Source organism: Ruegeria sp. CDSC079 (assembly GCF_059610505.1).
In genome coordinates this window covers 107,590-122,690 of the sequence record NZ_JBXWNT010000009.1, presented here as the reverse complement: position 1 = coordinate 122,690, position 15,101 = coordinate 107,590, and the positions used below count along the sequence as shown (strand labels likewise).

The 15,101-nt window shown below is 58.4% G+C and carries 16 protein-coding genes; 11 read left to right on the top strand and 5 right to left on the bottom strand.

Annotated features, from left to right (window positions below; genetic code table 11):
* The first annotated feature begins 77 nt into the window (after positions 1–77).
* The 7 genes from AC2FIC_RS16875 (at position 78) to smpB (ending at position 5,197) form a co-directional block, all read left to right on the top strand.
* On the top strand, positions 78–722 hold the full coding sequence (locus AC2FIC_RS16875; RefSeq protein WP_496692795.1) for a queuosine precursor transporter: 645 nt from the start codon (positions 78–80) through the stop codon (positions 720–722).
* 262 nt (positions 723–984) lie between these two features.
* On the top strand, positions 985–1,404 hold the full coding sequence (arfB, locus tag AC2FIC_RS16870) for an alternative ribosome rescue aminoacyl-tRNA hydrolase ArfB (protein WP_142638575.1): 420 nt from the start codon (positions 985–987) through the stop codon (positions 1,402–1,404).
* Positions 1,405–1,463: 59 nt separating this feature from the next.
* Positions 1,464–2,210 (top strand): SDR family oxidoreductase, encoded by a 747-nt coding sequence (locus AC2FIC_RS16865; RefSeq protein WP_496692794.1) that lies wholly within the window; start codon positions 1,464–1,466, stop codon positions 2,208–2,210.
* 82 nt (positions 2,211–2,292) lie between these two features.
* Positions 2,293–3,306 (top strand): P1 family peptidase, encoded by a 1,014-nt coding sequence (locus AC2FIC_RS16860; protein ID WP_496692793.1) that lies wholly within the window; start codon positions 2,293–2,295, stop codon positions 3,304–3,306.
* 113 nt (positions 3,307–3,419) lie between these two features.
* Complete coding sequence (locus tag AC2FIC_RS16855; RefSeq protein ID WP_142638581.1) at positions 3,420–3,833, top strand: c-type cytochrome; 414 nt, start codon at positions 3,420–3,422, stop codon at positions 3,831–3,833.
* A gap of 199 nt (positions 3,834–4,032) precedes the next feature.
* Positions 4,033–4,575 (top strand): isopentenyl-diphosphate Delta-isomerase, encoded by a 543-nt coding sequence (gene idi / locus AC2FIC_RS16850; protein WP_142638583.1) that lies wholly within the window; start codon positions 4,033–4,035, stop codon positions 4,573–4,575.
* A 145-nt stretch (positions 4,576–4,720) separates the two neighbouring features.
* Positions 4,721–5,197: an SsrA-binding protein SmpB gene (gene smpB, locus AC2FIC_RS16845; protein ID WP_496692792.1), complete on the top strand. Its 477-nt coding sequence runs from the start codon at positions 4,721–4,723 to the stop codon at positions 5,195–5,197.
* A 221-nt stretch (positions 5,198–5,418) separates the two neighbouring features.
* On the opposite strand, the gene AC2FIC_RS16840 is transcribed toward smpB, so the two are convergent.
* Together AC2FIC_RS16840 and AC2FIC_RS16835 are read right to left on the bottom strand one after the other, a co-directional pair.
* Positions 5,419–6,321 carry a 2OG-Fe(II) oxygenase family protein gene (locus tag AC2FIC_RS16840; protein ID WP_496692791.1) on the bottom strand — a complete coding sequence of 301 codons (903 nt, stop codon included), beginning with the start codon at positions 6,319–6,321 and terminating at the stop codon, positions 5,419–5,421.
* A 130-nt stretch (positions 6,322–6,451) separates the two neighbouring features.
* On the bottom strand, positions 6,452–7,360 hold the full coding sequence (locus tag AC2FIC_RS16835) for a LysR family transcriptional regulator (protein ID WP_496692790.1): 909 nt from the start codon (positions 7,358–7,360) through the stop codon (positions 6,452–6,454).
* A gap of 96 nt (positions 7,361–7,456) precedes the next feature.
* On the opposite strand from AC2FIC_RS16835, the gene AC2FIC_RS16830 reads away from it, so the two are divergent.
* From AC2FIC_RS16830 to AC2FIC_RS16820, 3 genes are all read left to right on the top strand, one after another.
* Entirely contained in the window at positions 7,457–8,239 is a 783-nt protein-coding gene (locus AC2FIC_RS16830) for a CmcJ/NvfI family oxidoreductase (protein WP_496692789.1), read from the top strand.
* A 47-nt stretch (positions 8,240–8,286) separates the two neighbouring features.
* Positions 8,287–9,075 carry an SDR family NAD(P)-dependent oxidoreductase gene (locus AC2FIC_RS16825; RefSeq protein WP_142640333.1) on the top strand — a complete coding sequence of 263 codons (789 nt, stop codon included), beginning with the start codon at positions 8,287–8,289 and terminating at the stop codon, positions 9,073–9,075.
* 99 nt (positions 9,076–9,174) lie between these two features.
* The gene (locus AC2FIC_RS16820) at positions 9,175–10,020 is read left to right on the top strand and encodes an enoyl-CoA hydratase/isomerase family protein (protein WP_142640334.1); all 846 of its coding nucleotides are present in this window, start codon (positions 9,175–9,177) and stop codon (positions 10,018–10,020) included.
* 180 nt (positions 10,021–10,200) lie between these two features.
* Here AC2FIC_RS16820 and glpK read toward each other — a convergent pair whose 3' ends face one another.
* The 3 genes from glpK to panB form a co-directional block, all read right to left on the bottom strand.
* The gene (gene glpK, locus AC2FIC_RS16815) at positions 10,201–11,679 is read right to left on the bottom strand and encodes a glycerol kinase GlpK (protein ID WP_496692788.1); all 1,479 of its coding nucleotides are present in this window, start codon (positions 11,677–11,679) and stop codon (positions 10,201–10,203) included.
* Between the two features lie 69 nt (positions 11,680–11,748).
* Positions 11,749–12,591, bottom strand: a complete 843-nt coding sequence (gene panC, locus AC2FIC_RS16810) for a pantoate--beta-alanine ligase (RefSeq protein WP_496692787.1) — start codon at positions 12,589–12,591, stop codon at positions 11,749–11,751.
* Positions 12,588–13,427: a 3-methyl-2-oxobutanoate hydroxymethyltransferase gene (gene panB / locus AC2FIC_RS16805; protein ID WP_496692786.1), complete on the bottom strand. Its 840-nt coding sequence runs from the start codon at positions 13,425–13,427 to the stop codon at positions 12,588–12,590. The genes panC and panB overlap by 4 nt, the downstream gene beginning before the upstream one ends.
* Positions 13,428–13,597: 170 nt before the next feature.
* On the opposite strand from panB, the gene AC2FIC_RS16800 reads away from it, so the two are divergent.
* Positions 13,598–15,085: an ABC transporter substrate-binding protein gene (locus AC2FIC_RS16800; protein WP_281995708.1), complete on the top strand. Its 1,488-nt coding sequence runs from the start codon at positions 13,598–13,600 to the stop codon at positions 15,083–15,085.
* The last annotated feature ends 16 nt before the right edge of the window (positions 15,086–15,101 follow it).

The following is a 15,101-nucleotide window of genomic DNA, read 5'->3' as shown; positions in this document are numbered from 1 at the left end:
AGGTCTAAACGCACGGCTTGCCTTGGGACAGTCCCTTGGCCAAGTCGCCGCTACCTTGTCAAAACGGGCATCAAAATATGCAACGCGCTTTTATTCCCGGCATCCTTGCCATGGCCACCATCGTTGTGGCTTCGAACATTCTGGTCCAGTTCCTGATCCTTGACGGGCTGTTGACCTGGGGTGCTTTCACCTATCCGCTGGCCTTTCTGGTCACCGACATCATGAACCGCGTCTATGGCGTGGCAACCGCCCGCAAGGTCGTGTTTGCCGGGTTCGTCACCGGCATCGTCTGCTCGCTGATCGGCAGCCAGATCATGCTGCAGGGCGACGGGTTCACCTATGCCGCTGTGCCGCTGCGGATCGCTGTTGCCTCTGGCACTGCTTTCCTGATCGCCCAGCTGACCGATGTCACCGTGTTCAATGCAATGCGCGGGGGTCGCTGGTGGCGCGCACCGCTGGTCTCGACCCTAGTGGGTTCGGCGCTGGATACAGCATTGTTCTTCACTATCGCCTTTTCTGCCTCGATCGCGATCTTCGGCGCCAATGCAGACGCCGCGATCAACTGGGCGTGGGAGCCTGTTCCCTTCATGCTGTCTGGCCCGATGGCACCCCTATGGGTCACGCTGGCCTTTGCGGACTGGCTGGTAAAGTTGTCGCTGGCGCTGATTGCGCTGATCCCCTTCAAGGTGATCGTTGCGCGCCTGACCGCGCAGCCCGTGTAAAAAACGCTTTGAGAATGGCACAGCTTGTGTCACCATCCTAGTTAACCGCAACAGATAGAAAAGGAGGTGATCCAGTGTCGAGAAAGAGATTGGAGAGAGGTGTTGGAACAACCGGGGGGATCGCCCGTTAGGGCAGCCCTTGGCGGAGCGCTCGCTCCGGCTGGTCGATTGATCTAACCGACCCAACCTCCTGAACTTTCGAAGGGCCGTCCTGCTAGGGCGGCCCTTTTTGTTTCCGCACAGCACTTGTAAGGTCCGCCCCATGTTGCGGATCAATGACGATATCACCCTGCAAGACTGGGAAATGACCGAAAGCTTTGTGCGCTCTTCCGGCCCTGGCGGGCAGAACGTGAACAAGGTTTCGACCGCAGTCGAGTTGCGGTTCGAAGCGGCGCGCTCGCCCTCACTGCCTGATCCGGTCAAGGCGCGGCTGAAACGGTTGGCTGGGCGGCGCTGGACCAAAGAGGGCGCGATCATCATCCAGTGCGAGGAAACGCGTAGCCAGGCTCGCAACCGCGAGATTGCGCGGGTGCGATTGGCTGAACTGATCACCCGTGCGCTGGTCAAACCCAAACGGCGTATCGCCACCAAGCCCACCTATGGCTCGGTCAAACGTCGATTGGCCGCCAAAAAGGCCCGTTCGGATGTCAAATCTCTGCGCGGCAGGGTCGACGAAGATTGATCTGGTAACTTCTTTGCGCCTTGCTACTCTGCCTTGACAGGCGACAAGGAGGCAAAGCTATGAGGTTGGAGGGAAAAACCGCAATCGTAACAGGCGGCGCGTCCGGGTTCGGGGCCGGTATCGCGCAGAAGTTCAATGCAGAGGGCGCACGCGTTATGATCGCGGATATCAACGGCGCTGCGGCCCGCGAAATGGCAGAAACGCTGGGCGCGCAGGCCATCGCGCAGCAGGTTGATGTGGCCAGCACGGCATCGGTTCAGGAAATGGCGGACACCGCCCACGACGCCTTTGGCAGGCTCGACATCCTGGTCAACAATGCCGGAGTGACCCATCTGCCTACACCGCTAGAAGACGTCTCCGAAGAGGATTTCGACCGTGTCTTCAACGTGAACATGAAATCCGTCTATCTGACCGCCCGCGCCTTTGTGCCGATGATGAAGGCACGCGGAACCGGGGCGATCCTGAACATCGCCTCAACCGCCGGGCTGTCCCCGCGCCCCAACCTGAACTGGTATAACGCGTCCAAGGGTTGGATGATCACCGCAACCAAAACCATGGCGGTGGAACTCGCCCCGTCCGGCGTGCGTGTCAACGCGATCTGCCCCGTTGCGGGCGAAACCCCATTGCTGAAATCCTTCATGGGCGAAGACACCCCCGAGATTCGCGCCAAATTCCTGTCGACCATCCCATTGGGTCGCTTCTCGACTCCCGAAGACATGGCCAACGCCGCCTGCTTTCTGTGCTCGGATGAAGCCACTATGATTACGGGCACCACGCTCGAAGTGGACGGGGGCCGATGCATTTGATCCGGACTTCATTTGGCTCAAAATATCTCCGCCAGAGGCAGCGCGCCGAGGCGCGCTTCCCTGCCCAACGTCAGAGGTTTCGATGACTCCCGGATCCAAAAACCTGATCACCGATGTCCCAGGGCTGAAGGTCGGCAACGCGCAGGACGAGGCGTTGAAATCGGGCACAACTGTTCTGACAGCGGACAAACCCTTTGTTGCTTCTGTCCATGTAATGGGGGGCGCGCCGGGCACGCGTGAAACTGACTTGTTGGCACCGGACAAAACCGTTGATCAAATCGATGCGATCGTGCTGTCTGGTGGCTCGGCTTTCGGGTTGGACGCCTGCTCAGGGGTTACGGATGGTTTGCGGGCCGACGGGCGCGGCTTTGCTGTCGGGAATGCGATTGTGCCCATCGTGCCGGGAGCAATTCTGTTCGATTTACTCAATGGCGGCGATAAAACTTGGTCCGAGAATCCATACCGCGCTCTCGGAAAGGCAGCCTACCACGCTGCCGCAGAACGTTTTGCGCTCGGTTCAGTCGGGGCAGGAACCGGCGCATTGGCGGCTATGCAAAAAGGTGGCCTGGGTTCTGCATCGTTGGTTCTGGACGACGGCATCACTGTAGGCGCGCTTGTGGCAGCCAATCCGGTCGGCAGCGTCACGACACCTGGGGATCGCCACTTTTGGGCGGCGCCATTCGAGATCGACAACGAATTTGGCGGCCTGGGGCCAGACCTCTCATCGGGTCAAGCACAGATTCAGCAAAGCCGCAAAGCTCTAGCTATGGGGCAGGTTGACCCGGACCGGGCCAACACGGCCATTGCAATTGTCGCAACTGATGCAGCGTTAACCAAGACACAGTGCCACCGCCTGGCGGTGACAGCTCATGATGGCATCGCTCGCGCGATTGTGCCTGCGCATACTTCACAAGATGGTGATCTGGTTTTCGGCATCAGCACCTCCGGTCAAGCTGTTGACCCAAGCGTGCTGCCTATGATCGCGCATGCAGCCTCGGTTTGCCTGTCGCGGGCGATCGCCCGTGCGATTTATCTGGCGTCACCCAGTGCAGGCGATCTTCTGCCCTGTTGGGCAGACGTACATGACTTAAGTTAAGGACGACCCGATCCCGGCTGTGACACAGTGCCATCGCGCGGCAATCTGCGCGTTGACTCTCTGCTGCGCCAGAGGTCCTTTCTGTGCAGCCAATTCGTATCGGAGCAAAAGTTATGAATCGTATCCTCGCGACCGCAATTGCCGGCCTACTGGCCCTTCCAGTCTATGCTGAAGGTGACACCGAAGCTGGCAAGAAAGCCTTCAACAAATGCAAATCCTGCCATCTGATTGCTGATCCCGATGGCGAGGTGATCGTAAAGGGCGGAAAAACCGGCCCGAACCTCTATGGGGTTGCAGGCCGTACTGCTGGGACGGTCGAAGGGTTTAAATACGGTGACAGCATTGTCGAAGCCGGTGAAAACGGCTTGGTCTGGGACGAGGCAACCTTTGTCGAATATGCCCAGGACCCCAAAGCCTTCCTGCAATCCTATCTGGATCAGACCTCGGCCAAGTCCAAAATGACCTTCAAGCTGAAAAAGGGCGCTGAGGACGTTTACGCCTATATCGTCAGTGTTTCGGGCGAATAACCTGGGAAACCACGCAATCGGTAAGACCAGAAAAGGCCGCAGCCCCTGCGGCCTTTCGTGCGGTTGATAACCGGATCAATAGACGCCAGTTTGGAATCGCGTGGTGCATTGCCCGCTTTGCACCACAGCCAAGCCTATCAGGCCAAAGCTATTCCGGAATTCCCGGTCGCACAGGCGGATCGGCAGCAGGAGACGACAAATGGGAATCATGATCCCGGCCTGGGTTGATGGTGAATTGACCCCCGTTGAAAAGCTTGAAGCCCATGAAAAGGGTCTGCGGCACAAGGCGGTGTCGGTCTTTGTTGTGCGCGGCACCGAGATTTTGCTGCAGCGCCGGGCGATGGGCAAATACCACACGCCGGGTCTTTGGGCGAATACCTGCTGCACCCATCCTGACTGGGGTGAGATGCCCTCGGTCTGTGCAGTGCGTCGCCTGCATGAGGAACTGGGGATCACTGGGCTGTATCCCGAATATCGTCACCGGCTGGAATATCATGCCGATGTCGGCAATTCCCTGATCGAGCATGAGGTGGTGGATGTTTTCCTCGCTCATGTCCGCGGGCCATTGAAGATCGAGCCGAACCCCGAGGAAGTGATGGATATCCGCTGGATCGACTACCACGATCTGCTGGCCGAAGTGCAGCGCCATCCCGACCGGTTTACACCCTGGCTGAAGATCTACCTGCACAACCACGCCGACACAATTTTCGGCCCCGATCTGATTATCTCGGCCAAATCCTGATGCACCTCGGCGCTTTGCGTTTCCTGATAGAAGGCTATCGAGCTGCGCGTTCGATCAAAGGGAGAGGCAGCGCAATTCGATTCAATTCGAACGCAAAGCGCTCTGGGCTTGCAAGGCCCGCCCAAGGGGCCTAAATCAACCCGTCATGGCCAAGCAGAAGACAGACCCGAATTACAAAGTCATCGCCGAAAACCGGCGTGCCCGCTTCGATTACGCGATCGAAGAGGATATCGAGTGCGGCATCATGCTGCACGGGTCCGAGGTCAAATCCCTGCGGGCAGGCGGTTCTAACATCGCCGAAAGCTATGCCACGGTTGACGACGGAGAGCTGTGGTTGGTCAACAGCTATGTCGCCCCTTACGACCAGGCCAAGGTCTTCAAACACGAAGAACGTCGTCGCCGTAAGCTATTGGTGTCGCGCAAAGAGCTGTCTAATCTGTGGAACGCGACCCAACGCAAAGGCATGACGCTTGTGCCGCTGGTCCTGTATTTCAACCACAAGGGCCTGGCCAAGATTAAGATCGGCATCGCCAAGGGTAAGAAAAACCACGACAAGCGCGAAACCCAGGCCAAGCGCGACTGGTCACGGCAAAAGCAACGCTTGCTGAAAGATCACAGCTAAAGGCGCTCGACTATCGGTTGTCAGATGGATTTGATCCTCGCGTTCTCAATCAGGCTACCGGGGCTACAGATACGGCAGATGTCAGGTTTGAGCCCAAAACAACGAATGCTGCAACCTGCACCAATGGCTGCTTCGAGATTATCTGAAAAAGCGGCCAACGAGCCTCCGCTATGTTGGCTGGGCGACGTCTATCACCCAACCAACCTGTCGAGGTCCGCGGATCAGAAGGGCGCAAACCCGTCCGATGGATCGGTCGGGACCGTCCAGCGCGCGCGCGGATCGATTGTGGGCGCGAACGCACCAGGATGCGGGATCTGGCCGTTTTGACCGTAGAGCCACAGCACGAAATTGGAGCGTTGACCTTCGGTGATCGGTTCAGACGCATGGGGGACGCTGCCGTGGTGGATCAAGGCCGTGCCGGGCTCAAAGTGCAGTTTTTCGACCCGTCGCGACGCGGGATCAATGAAGCTGACAGCGGAGCCAGAAAAGGCCTCGTCCGGTAGATTTAGATTGATATTCAGCGTGACCGATGATGCGTCTGAGTGAGGCCGGAGCGACGTGTCCTTATCTGCTTGCCACTGGATGGAAAACCCGAAGGTCTGCGTGTCGTATCCTATCACATCCGGGAACAAGAGCCGTGAGATGGGCCGCATATAGGTGTTCATGAGGTCGCGGTAGAACGTCTGGAAGGCTGAGGCCCCTAGATGCCCTTCCGAGCGCGGGTCAAGCATTGCACCGCCCCGGTTGAGGGAAATGCCATAGGGTGGGCGCAGCGGAATGCCTGCATCGGCGACGCTGTCCAGATAGCTGCGCAAAACGAACAGCCGTTCGGGGTCAAAGAACTGGGTTTTGTAGACACCGGGGAAGACCTCTTCCCATAGTTTTTTCACTTCGCCTTCGGTTGCCGGGTCTTTCCAGGCCCCCTCGACCGCTGCGCGGAGACGGTCGTCATGAACAGATGCATCCAAGGCGGTTTGATTGGTCTGCTCCCATTCCTTCCATGCGTGTTTGAACAGCTCCTGGTTGTCATTCCAGAATTGCGCGACTTGCGGGGCGCGTTGCAGCATTGCTTCGCGTGTGGGGCGTTCCACGGCGCGTGCGCGCTCTAATGCAGATTGTGTCATGTCCTGTCTCAACTTTCTGATGGTCAAGCCTGTTGCTTCCGAGACATCAGATATTACGCTTAGATTGCGTATGAATGGACATATTTTTGATAACAGAATTCGTTTTCTCTACATAACGGAGGTGTGGCGCCTAGGACCCGGCCCAAGCCGCTGACCGTCCGATCTGTTGGATCAGATAGTCCATGAAGACGCGGACCTTTGCGGAGACTACGTTGCTTTTGGGGTAGATCAGCCAAAGCGCCGGATTGTCCGCCAGTGTGTACCCGGGCAGCACCTGCACAAGGGACCCATCATTCAGCTCGCTGTGGACTGCCCAGAGGGAGTTAATCGAAATGCCGGCACCCTTGAGCGTGACACGCACTTGTGTCAGCCCGTCGTTCACGATCAGCCTGTGGGAGGCTTTGTGGAGGTCGAATGTTGCTTTGGCTCCGTCATCTGACACCAAGGCGCGCGGCTCCAGATCCTTGAAGGCGACCAGACGGTGCGCCGCGAGGTCATCCGGTGTGCCGGGCACCCCATGTGTTTCCAGATAGTCTGGTGCTGCACAAAGAATACGTGTGTCGTTTGCCAGTTTGCGCGCCGTCAGACTGCTGTCCTCCAGAATAGTATTGCGGAGGGCCAGATCATAGCTGCCCTCAATCAGGTTGAACTGGGTATCTGATAAATGCAAATCGAGCGTCAGGTCTGGATAGGCATCCATAAAAGCGGGCAACAGGGGCGCGATATAGAGCTGGGCAAAGGTGCTTGGAGCGGCAAAGCGCAATGTCCCGCTCACCTCGGCCTTGCCTTTGCCGAATGCGGCGAGGGCCGCTTCTTCCTGTTCGATCATCTCTCGGGCGTACGGCAAGAAGTCCTGCCCCTCTAGGGACACCGAGACTTTCCGCGTGGATCGATGCAACAATTCGGCGCCCAGCAGTTTTTCAAGCTTTGCGAGCCGCGCGCTGGCTACCGCCGGTGCCATCCCTAGCGTTCGGCCCGCCGCGCTGATGTTCAGCGTTTCAGTAGCAAGGACGAAGAGGCGGAGGCTTTGCGTATCCATATTGTATATTTTTCCAGAAAACTGAATTCGATTATCTACCGTTTATATATCTGCGCAGCGGTATAGGTCAAAGCTCAAGACAGAGCGGAGAGCGGAATGACTCAGACAGCGACAGTGAATTATCACGTCCACAAACCGGAGCGTCAGGCGTTCGAGCTTGATGCCGGTGGCATCGTTGGCAATCTGATCGCGCCAGAACTCACCCCAACCGAAGTGAAAGTGCGCGACGCGCGCAGGTCAGCCACAGACCCATCATTCGAGGATGACGCTGTCGCGTTTTCTTTCGTCCCAACAGCGGTCTCGTTCGCGCAAGACGATGATGCCTGGCAAGCGGAGTACGACGCAGAGCTGACGTCGCTTCTGACGACCAAGCTGGACGCGCAGGAGGTGATCATCTTTGATCACACGATCCGGGTGGATGACCCTGACGCCGCGCGCAAGCCCGCGCGAAACGTCCACAGCGACTACAGCCCTGACGGCGCAGAACAGCGACTGATCGACATTCTTGGTGCTGATACAGCGGCAAAATGGAGCGCGGGGCACTACGCCTTCATTAACATCTGGCGACCGATCGAGGCGGCGATCAACTCAGCCCCGCTCGGGTTTATCCTGCCGTCGAGCGTCGCCCCGGAAGACTGGATCCTGCTTGATCTGATCTATCCCGACCGCAAAGGACAGATCATGGGGTTGGCGGCAAACCCGAATCATCAGTGGATCTACATGTCGAAGATGACCCCGGATGAGGTCGCCTACTTCAACATCTTCGACAATCAGGGACGGCCCTCCATCGGGCACTCCGCGTTGGACATGGTCGAAGACCCAAACGTCATGACCATCCGCAAAAGCATTGAGAGCCGCACCCTAGTGCGTTTTGCCTGATCCCATCATCGGACCCACGAAACACGAGCAAACGGAGAGAGACAATCATGACCAAGACAATTCTTATCACCGGATCAACAGACGGCATCGGTCTTTTGACGGCGCAGACCCTCGCAAAAGAGGGGCACAAAATTCTGCTTCATGGACGCGGTGCAGCCAAACTGGAAGCCGCCGTCAACGAGGTCGGCGGCGACGTCGAAACCTATGCCGCTGACCTGTCGCGTATGGCCGATATCCAAACCTTCGCGGCAGAGGTGCGCGAGAAACACGACCGCCTTGATGTGCTGATCAATAACGCGGGCGTGCTGAAAGTCGCGGAGACCCAGACCGAGGCCGGCCATGATGTGCGGTTCATGGTCAACACCTTGGCGCCCTATGCGCTGACCCGCGCGCTTCTGCCGATCATTCCGAAAGACGGGCGGATCGTGAATCTATCCTCTGCCGCGCAAGCGCCGATTGATTTGGCTGCCATGCGCGGGGAAAAACAGCTTGGCCACAATGACGCCTACGCGCAAAGCAAGCTCGGCATCACGATCTGGACCCGCGAATTGGCGAAGGAGTTGACCGACGGACCCGTCGTCGTCGCCGTCAATCCCGGATCGTTGTTGGCTTCGAAGATGGTCAAGGAAGGCTACGGCATCGCGGGCAACGATCTGTCCATCGGCGCGAACATCCTGCGTGAAGCGGCGCTCGGGTCGTCGTTCGCGGATGTTTCGGGCAAGTATTTTGACAATGACAGCGGCCAGTTCGCGCAGCCACATGCGGCTGCACTGGACGCAACTCATTCGGCGCAGGTGATGCAAGGCATCGAAGATGCTTTGAAATCTCTCAGCTGATCCCACTGACGCCCGTCTGACGTCGGGCGTCTTTTACACCACCTGAAGCTGCAACCCTCCGGCGACATGCGTTGTCCGGACCCAAGAAAGGACTGACTGATGAAATACGAGAATTTTCAAACCTTTGACGTGAAGGTCCAAGACGCCATCGCAACGGTGGCATTCGATTTTGGAACAGTGAATGTGCAAGGCCAGGAAATGCTGGCCGACCTCAACAGCCTTGCCATGCGGCTGGAGCGGGACCGCGATACCAAGGTGGTCATCTTCCAATCCGCGAACCCCGAGGTTTGGGTCTGCCACTACGACACCGAGCTGCTCAAGGACATGTCGACCGAAGCTGTCTCCCGCGATGAAGCCCAGCTGCTCGATTTGCAAGCGGTCTGCGAACGCATCAGCAAGGTGCCTCAGGCCACGATCGCGAAGCTGGAAGGCTTCGCACGCGGTGGTGGCCACGAGTTGGCCCTGGCGCTGGACATGCGCTTTGCGGCGCGTGGCAAATTCAAGTTCATGCAGATGGAAGTCGGCATGGGTATCCTGCCCTGCGGCGGCGGTGCGTCCCGCATGGCCCGTCAGACCGGTCTGGGCCGCGCGCTGGAAATCATCCTGAGTGCCCGAGACTTTGACGCCGATGAAGCCGAGGCAATGGGCACGATCAATAAAGCGTTGGATGCTGATGAGATCGACGACTACGTAAACACCTTGGCGCAGCGGATTTCCAAGTTCCCGGCAGAGTCCATCAATGCCTGCAAGCAGATGGTCTACGAGTCGATCGACAAGCCTATCGATGAGGCCCTGAAGGCCGAGGCCTATTGGCTCTACCAGGCAACGAGCAAAACATCAGCCGTTAAACGCTTCACGATCGCAGACGAGCAGGGCCTAGAGCACGACATGGAAAACCAGCGGAACTGGGAAAACCTGGTCATGGATGTTCAGGATATCAACTGAGATTGATTGGATTAAGCGGACATTCGGCCTTGTGCGTCGGATGTCCGTTTTGTCCCGCGGTCCCGACATTGACCAACAGCCTTACTCGCAGCACTGACTTGCCGTAGAAATTCACCGTTCGCACGGGTGGCCCCATAAGAACCCAAGTTTGAACAAAGCAGAGCCCAAATGCGGCTGCGATCAGAACGCCATGGCCGCCTGAACAGCGCGTTGCCAGCGGTCATAGGCGGCGTCGCGTTCCTCTGCGGATAGTTTGGGTTCGAACCGGCGATCCAGCGCCCAGGTTTCCGCGAATTCCTGTTGATCAGGGTAGATGCCCGCGCGCATACCGGCCAGCCAGGCCGCGCCCAGTGCGGTGGTTTCCTGCATCACGGGTCGGTCGACCTCGGCGCCGAGGTAATCCGACAGGCCTTGCATCGCCCAATCAGATGCGCTGGCACCGCCGTCGACGCGTAAGATGACATCGGTATCTGCGCCCCAATCGCCCTGCATGGCATGCCACAGGTCTCGGGTCTGATAGGCGATGCTTTCCAGTGTTGCCTTGGCAAATTCTGCCCGCCCGGAATTGCGGGTCAGGCCAAAGACCGCGCCCCGACAATCTGGTTTCCAATAGGGCGCGCCCAATCCGGTAAACGCGGGCACCAGCACAACATGCTGGTTGGAGTCGGCCTGCTGCGCCAGCTCACCACTTTCCGGGGCTGTTTCGATGATCTGCAACGCATCGCGCAGCCATTGCACCGCAGCCCCTGCGACAAAGATCGACCCCTCAAGCGCATAGGTTTTTTGCCCGTCCAACTGATAGGCAATCGTTGTCAGCAGGCGGTTCTTCGAGGCGACCGGCTGAGGCCCGGTATTCAACAGCGCAAAACACCCCGTCCCATAGGTCGATTTCATCATGCCGGGCTGGAAACAGGCCTGCCCGATGGTCGCGGCCTGCTGATCGCCCGCAACACCCAGAATCGGGATATTTCCCCCAATCAGAGTCGTTTCTCCGAAGTCCGAGGCGCAATCCTGTACCTCGGGCAGCATGGACACGGGCACATCCAACAGATCGCAGATCTCGGTGCTCCAACAGCCTTTGTGGATGTCGAACAGCAGTGTGCGGGCAGCGTTGGTGGCGTCTGTCACATGGTTGCGGCCTTCGGTCAGGCGCCAGATCAGGAAACTGTCGATGGTACCGAACAGTAGCTCGCCTGCCTCGGCGCGGTCGCGGGCGCCGGGGACATTATCCAGTAGCCATTTGACTTTGGTGCCCGAAAAATACGGGTCCAGCAAAAGCCCGGTCTGCTGGGTTACGTCATCCTCGCAACCGGCCTGCTTGTAGCGGGCGCAGATATCGGCGGTGCGGCGATCCTGCCAGACGATAGCATTGTAAATCGGCTTGCCGGTCTGCTTGTCCCAGACCACGGTTGTTTCACGCTGGTTGGTGATGCCGATACTGGCAATCTGATCGGGGGTTGCGCCAACGCTCTGCATCACCTCGCGGCAGACACGTAGGACGCTGTCCCAGATTTCCTCGGGATCGTGTTCGACCCAGCCTTCTTGTGGGAAATGCTGCGTGAATTCATGCTGCGCGGTGCCTGCCCGTTGCATGTCCGCGTCGAACAGAATGGCCCGTGATGATGTGGTGCCCTGATCAATGGCAAGAATATAGGTCACGCCTGCGCCCCCCTTCGCATTTGGTTTTGCGAGACTTTAGCGCAAACAGTCGGTTGCGTACCAGAGTGTTCAGACGGGAATATTGTCGATTAGACGCACGCCATCCGCCCAGGCCGCGGCAAACAGGCGGGCGGGTCGGTCGGCATGTGTCAGCGGGTTCAGAGATTCCGCACAGCGCAGTTGGATATATTCCACTTGTGTAAAACCTGCGGCCAAAAGATCGGTACTGGCCTGTGCTGCCAGTGTGTCGAACGGGGCGCCGTTCTTTAGCGCGTTGGCAAGATCCAGCATGATGCGGTGTTTGTGCGCTGCAATCTCCATCCCCTCGGGCGAGAGGCGCTGATTGCGTGAGGACATGGCCAGACCCGAAGGTTCACGCACCGTGGGGCAGCCGATCACTTCGATCGGGATATCCAGATCGCGCGCCATGCGGCGCACGACCAGCAGCTGTTGAAAGTCTTTCTCGCCGAAATAGGCTCTGTCTGCCAGGGTTTGCAGGAACAGTTTGGCGACCACAGTGGCGACGCCATCGAAATGACCGGGGCGGAATTCGCCCTCCATCACATTGGTCAGGCCAGTTACAGATACGGTGGTGGCAAAGCCTTGCGGGTAGATCTCGTCCGGGTCCGGCACATAAATCGCATCAACGCCATAGGGCGCCAGTTTCTGAGCATCTTCGATTTCGGTGCGCGGATAATTGGCCAGATCCTCGGGGTTGTTAAACTGCTTTGGGTTCACGAAAATTGTCACGATAACTCGGTCGGTGCCATTTTTGGCCGCCTCAACCAGAGACAGATGCCCCGGATGCAACGCGCCCATAGTTGGGACGACGCCGATTGCCTCACCTTTCTTGCGCCAGTTGGCGGTCAAGGTGTGCAGATCGGAGAGGCGACGCAGGATCGGAGCGGTCATTTAGCTGAGCCCTGTGACGGAGCCTGATCGGCAAAGACATGTTCATCGGCGGGGAAAGCGCGTGCGCGCACTTCGGCGGCGTACTCGGCGATGGCGGCCTCGGCCTGTGGCCCCAGCTCGGCATAGCGTTTGACGAATTTCGGTTTAAAAGCGGTGAAAAAGCCGACCATGTCGTCCACCACCAGTATTTGCCCGTCACATTCGGCGGACGCGCCAATGCCGATAGTAGGGATGGCGACCTCGGCAGTGATTTGGTTGGCTAGACCCTGCGGGACCTTCTCTAACACAAGGGAAAAGGCGCCTGCATCAGCCACGGCATGGGCATCGGCCAGTACCGTCTGTGCCTGATCATCACGGCCCTGCACCTTGTAGCCGCCCAGCGTGTTGATCGACTGCGGGGTCAGGCCGATATGCGCCATCACCGGGATGCCGCGCTTGACCAGAAAGCGGATGGTTTCGGCCATTTCGACCCCGCCCTCTAGCTTGATCGCACCGGCACCGGTTTCCGCCATCAGGCGGGCGGCATTGCGGAACGCCTGTGAGGGGCTTTCCTCGTAACTGGCAAAGGGCATGTCGATGACCATCATCGCCTTGTCCAGCCCGCGAGCAACAGCCTGACCATGCAGGATCATCATCTCCATCGTCACGCCAAGGGTGGATTCCAACCCGTGTAGCACCATGCCGACACTGTCACCGACCAGAACAAAGTCGCAATGATCATCCATCAGTCGGGCCATCGGAGTTGTATATGCGGTCAGACTGACCAGTGGCTCGCCACCTTTTCGGGCGCGAATATCCACGGCATTCGGGGCTCTTTTGCGGGCGGTGGCGCTCATGCTCGCTCCTCGCGGTTCATGTTGCGGTGCGGCATAGCAGATTGGGCCGGGCCAAAGATAGCCCGGTTGCGCGAACATTTCCTTGATTGACCTAAGGTTTAAAGGGACATTGGTCCGCAGACCGGTCCGCGACATGCAGGACCACACAGTTTCAGTGGGGAGACAACGATATGACAAAGCAGATGTTTCGGTCTTTTGCATCGGCGCTGGCGATTGGAGCCAGTTTGATAGCCACCCAGGCCCTGGCCAAATCCGACATCACCATCGCAATGCAGCTTGAGCCGCCGCATCTGGACCCGACCAGCGCTGCGGCACAGGCCATCGATTCGGTTGTCTATACCAATATCTTCGAAGGTCTGACCCGGTTCATGGGCGACGGATCGGTCGTGCCCGGGCTGGCGGAAAGCTGGGAGATATCAGACGACGGCACCGTCTATACCTTTAAGCTGCGCGATGGTGTGACCTTCCACGATGGCACCACCATGGATGCCGAGGACGTCAAATTCAGCCTTGACCGGGCCCGCGCTGAAGACAGCGCCAATGCACAAAAGGCCCTGTTTGCCGGGATCGAAAGCGTTGAGGTCGTGGATCCGTTGACCGTCAGGGTCACCCTGTCAGGACCAAACGGGAATTTCCTGTTCAATATGGCCTGGGGGGATGCGGTGATTGTCGCCCCCGAAAGCATAGAGGCGATCAAGACCAACCCGGTCGGCACCGGCGCGTTTGCCTTTGGGGACTGGGTGCAGGGGGACAGCATCACGCTGACGCGAAACCCCGACTATTGGGGTGATCAGCCCGCGTTAGAGTCTGCTACATTCAAGTTCATCTCGGACCCGACCGCCGCCTTTGCCGCCATGATGGCCGAGGATGTGGATGTGTTCGACATTTTTCCGGCGCCTGAGAACATGCCGCAGTTCGAGGCTGATCCGCGCTTTCAAGTGCTTGTCGGCTCGACCGAGGGTGAGACGATTCTGTCCACCAACAACAAGCAGCCGCCCTTTGACGACATCCGGGTGCGGCAGGCGCTGGCCCATGCCATCGACCGTCAGGCAATTATTGACGGCGCGATGTTCGGCTATGGCACGCCCATCGGAACGCATTTTGCCCCGCATAACCCGGCCTATGTCGATCTGACCGGCAATTCGGCGTATGACCCCAAGAAGGCCGCGCAGTTGCTGGCCGATGCGGGCTATGCCGAAGGGTTCAAGACCACTCTGCACCTGCCGCCGCCTTCTTATGCTCGCCGCGGAGGCGAGATCATCGCCGCGCAACTGGCCGAGGTCGGGATTGAGGCTGAAATCATCAATGTCGAATGGGCGCAGTGGCTGGAATCGGTGTTCAAGGGCAAGGATTTTGGTCTGACTATCGTCAGCCATACCGAGCCGATGGATATCGGCATCTATGCGCGGCCCGACTACTATTTCCAGTATGACAGCATCGACTTTCAGACGCTGATGGAGACGTTGAACGCCACCACCGACCCTGATGAGCGTACCCGCCTGTTGGGCGAAGCGCAGCGTCTGATCGCAAATGATTACGTCAACGGGTATCTGTTCCAGCTGGCCAAGCTTGGCGTTGCCAAGGCTGGCGTTCAGGGCCTTTGGGAAAACGCACCCACAGCGGCCATCGACCTGACCGCCATCAGTTGGGCGGAATAAGACCAGTTCCAGAGAG

Bases quoted from the DNA above. Each gene is read 5' to 3' on its own strand.
- AC2FIC_RS16875 (WP_496692795.1), top strand. From the start codon at position 78: ATGCAACGCGCTTTTATTCCCGGCATCCTTGCCATGGCCACCATCGTT.
- arfB (WP_142638575.1), top strand. From the start codon at position 985: ATGTTGCGGATCAATGACGATATCACCCTGCAAGACTGGGAAATGACC.
- AC2FIC_RS16865 (WP_496692794.1), top strand. From the start codon at position 1,464: ATGAGGTTGGAGGGAAAAACCGCAATCGTAACAGGCGGCGCGTCCGGG.
- AC2FIC_RS16860 (WP_496692793.1), top strand. From the start codon at position 2,293: ATGACTCCCGGATCCAAAAACCTGATCACCGATGTCCCAGGGCTGAAG.
- AC2FIC_RS16855 (WP_142638581.1), top strand. From the start codon at position 3,420: ATGAATCGTATCCTCGCGACCGCAATTGCCGGCCTACTGGCCCTTCCA.
- idi (WP_142638583.1), top strand. From the start codon at position 4,033: ATGGGAATCATGATCCCGGCCTGGGTTGATGGTGAATTGACCCCCGTT.
- smpB (WP_496692792.1), top strand. From the start codon at position 4,721: ATGGCCAAGCAGAAGACAGACCCGAATTACAAAGTCATCGCCGAAAAC.
- AC2FIC_RS16840 (WP_496692791.1), bottom strand. From the start codon at position 6,321: ATGACACAATCTGCATTAGAGCGCGCACGCGCCGTGGAACGCCCCACA.
- AC2FIC_RS16835 (WP_496692790.1), bottom strand. From the start codon at position 7,360: ATGGATACGCAAAGCCTCCGCCTCTTCGTCCTTGCTACTGAAACGCTG.
- AC2FIC_RS16830 (WP_496692789.1), top strand. From the start codon at position 7,457: ATGACTCAGACAGCGACAGTGAATTATCACGTCCACAAACCGGAGCGT.
- AC2FIC_RS16825 (WP_142640333.1), top strand. From the start codon at position 8,287: ATGACCAAGACAATTCTTATCACCGGATCAACAGACGGCATCGGTCTT.
- AC2FIC_RS16820 (WP_142640334.1), top strand. From the start codon at position 9,175: ATGAAATACGAGAATTTTCAAACCTTTGACGTGAAGGTCCAAGACGCC.
- panC (WP_496692787.1), bottom strand. From the start codon at position 12,591: ATGACCGCTCCGATCCTGCGTCGCCTCTCCGATCTGCACACCTTGACC.
- panB (WP_496692786.1), bottom strand. From the start codon at position 13,427: ATGAGCGCCACCGCCCGCAAAAGAGCCCCGAATGCCGTGGATATTCGC.
- AC2FIC_RS16800 (WP_281995708.1), top strand. From the start codon at position 13,598: ATGACAAAGCAGATGTTTCGGTCTTTTGCATCGGCGCTGGCGATTGGA.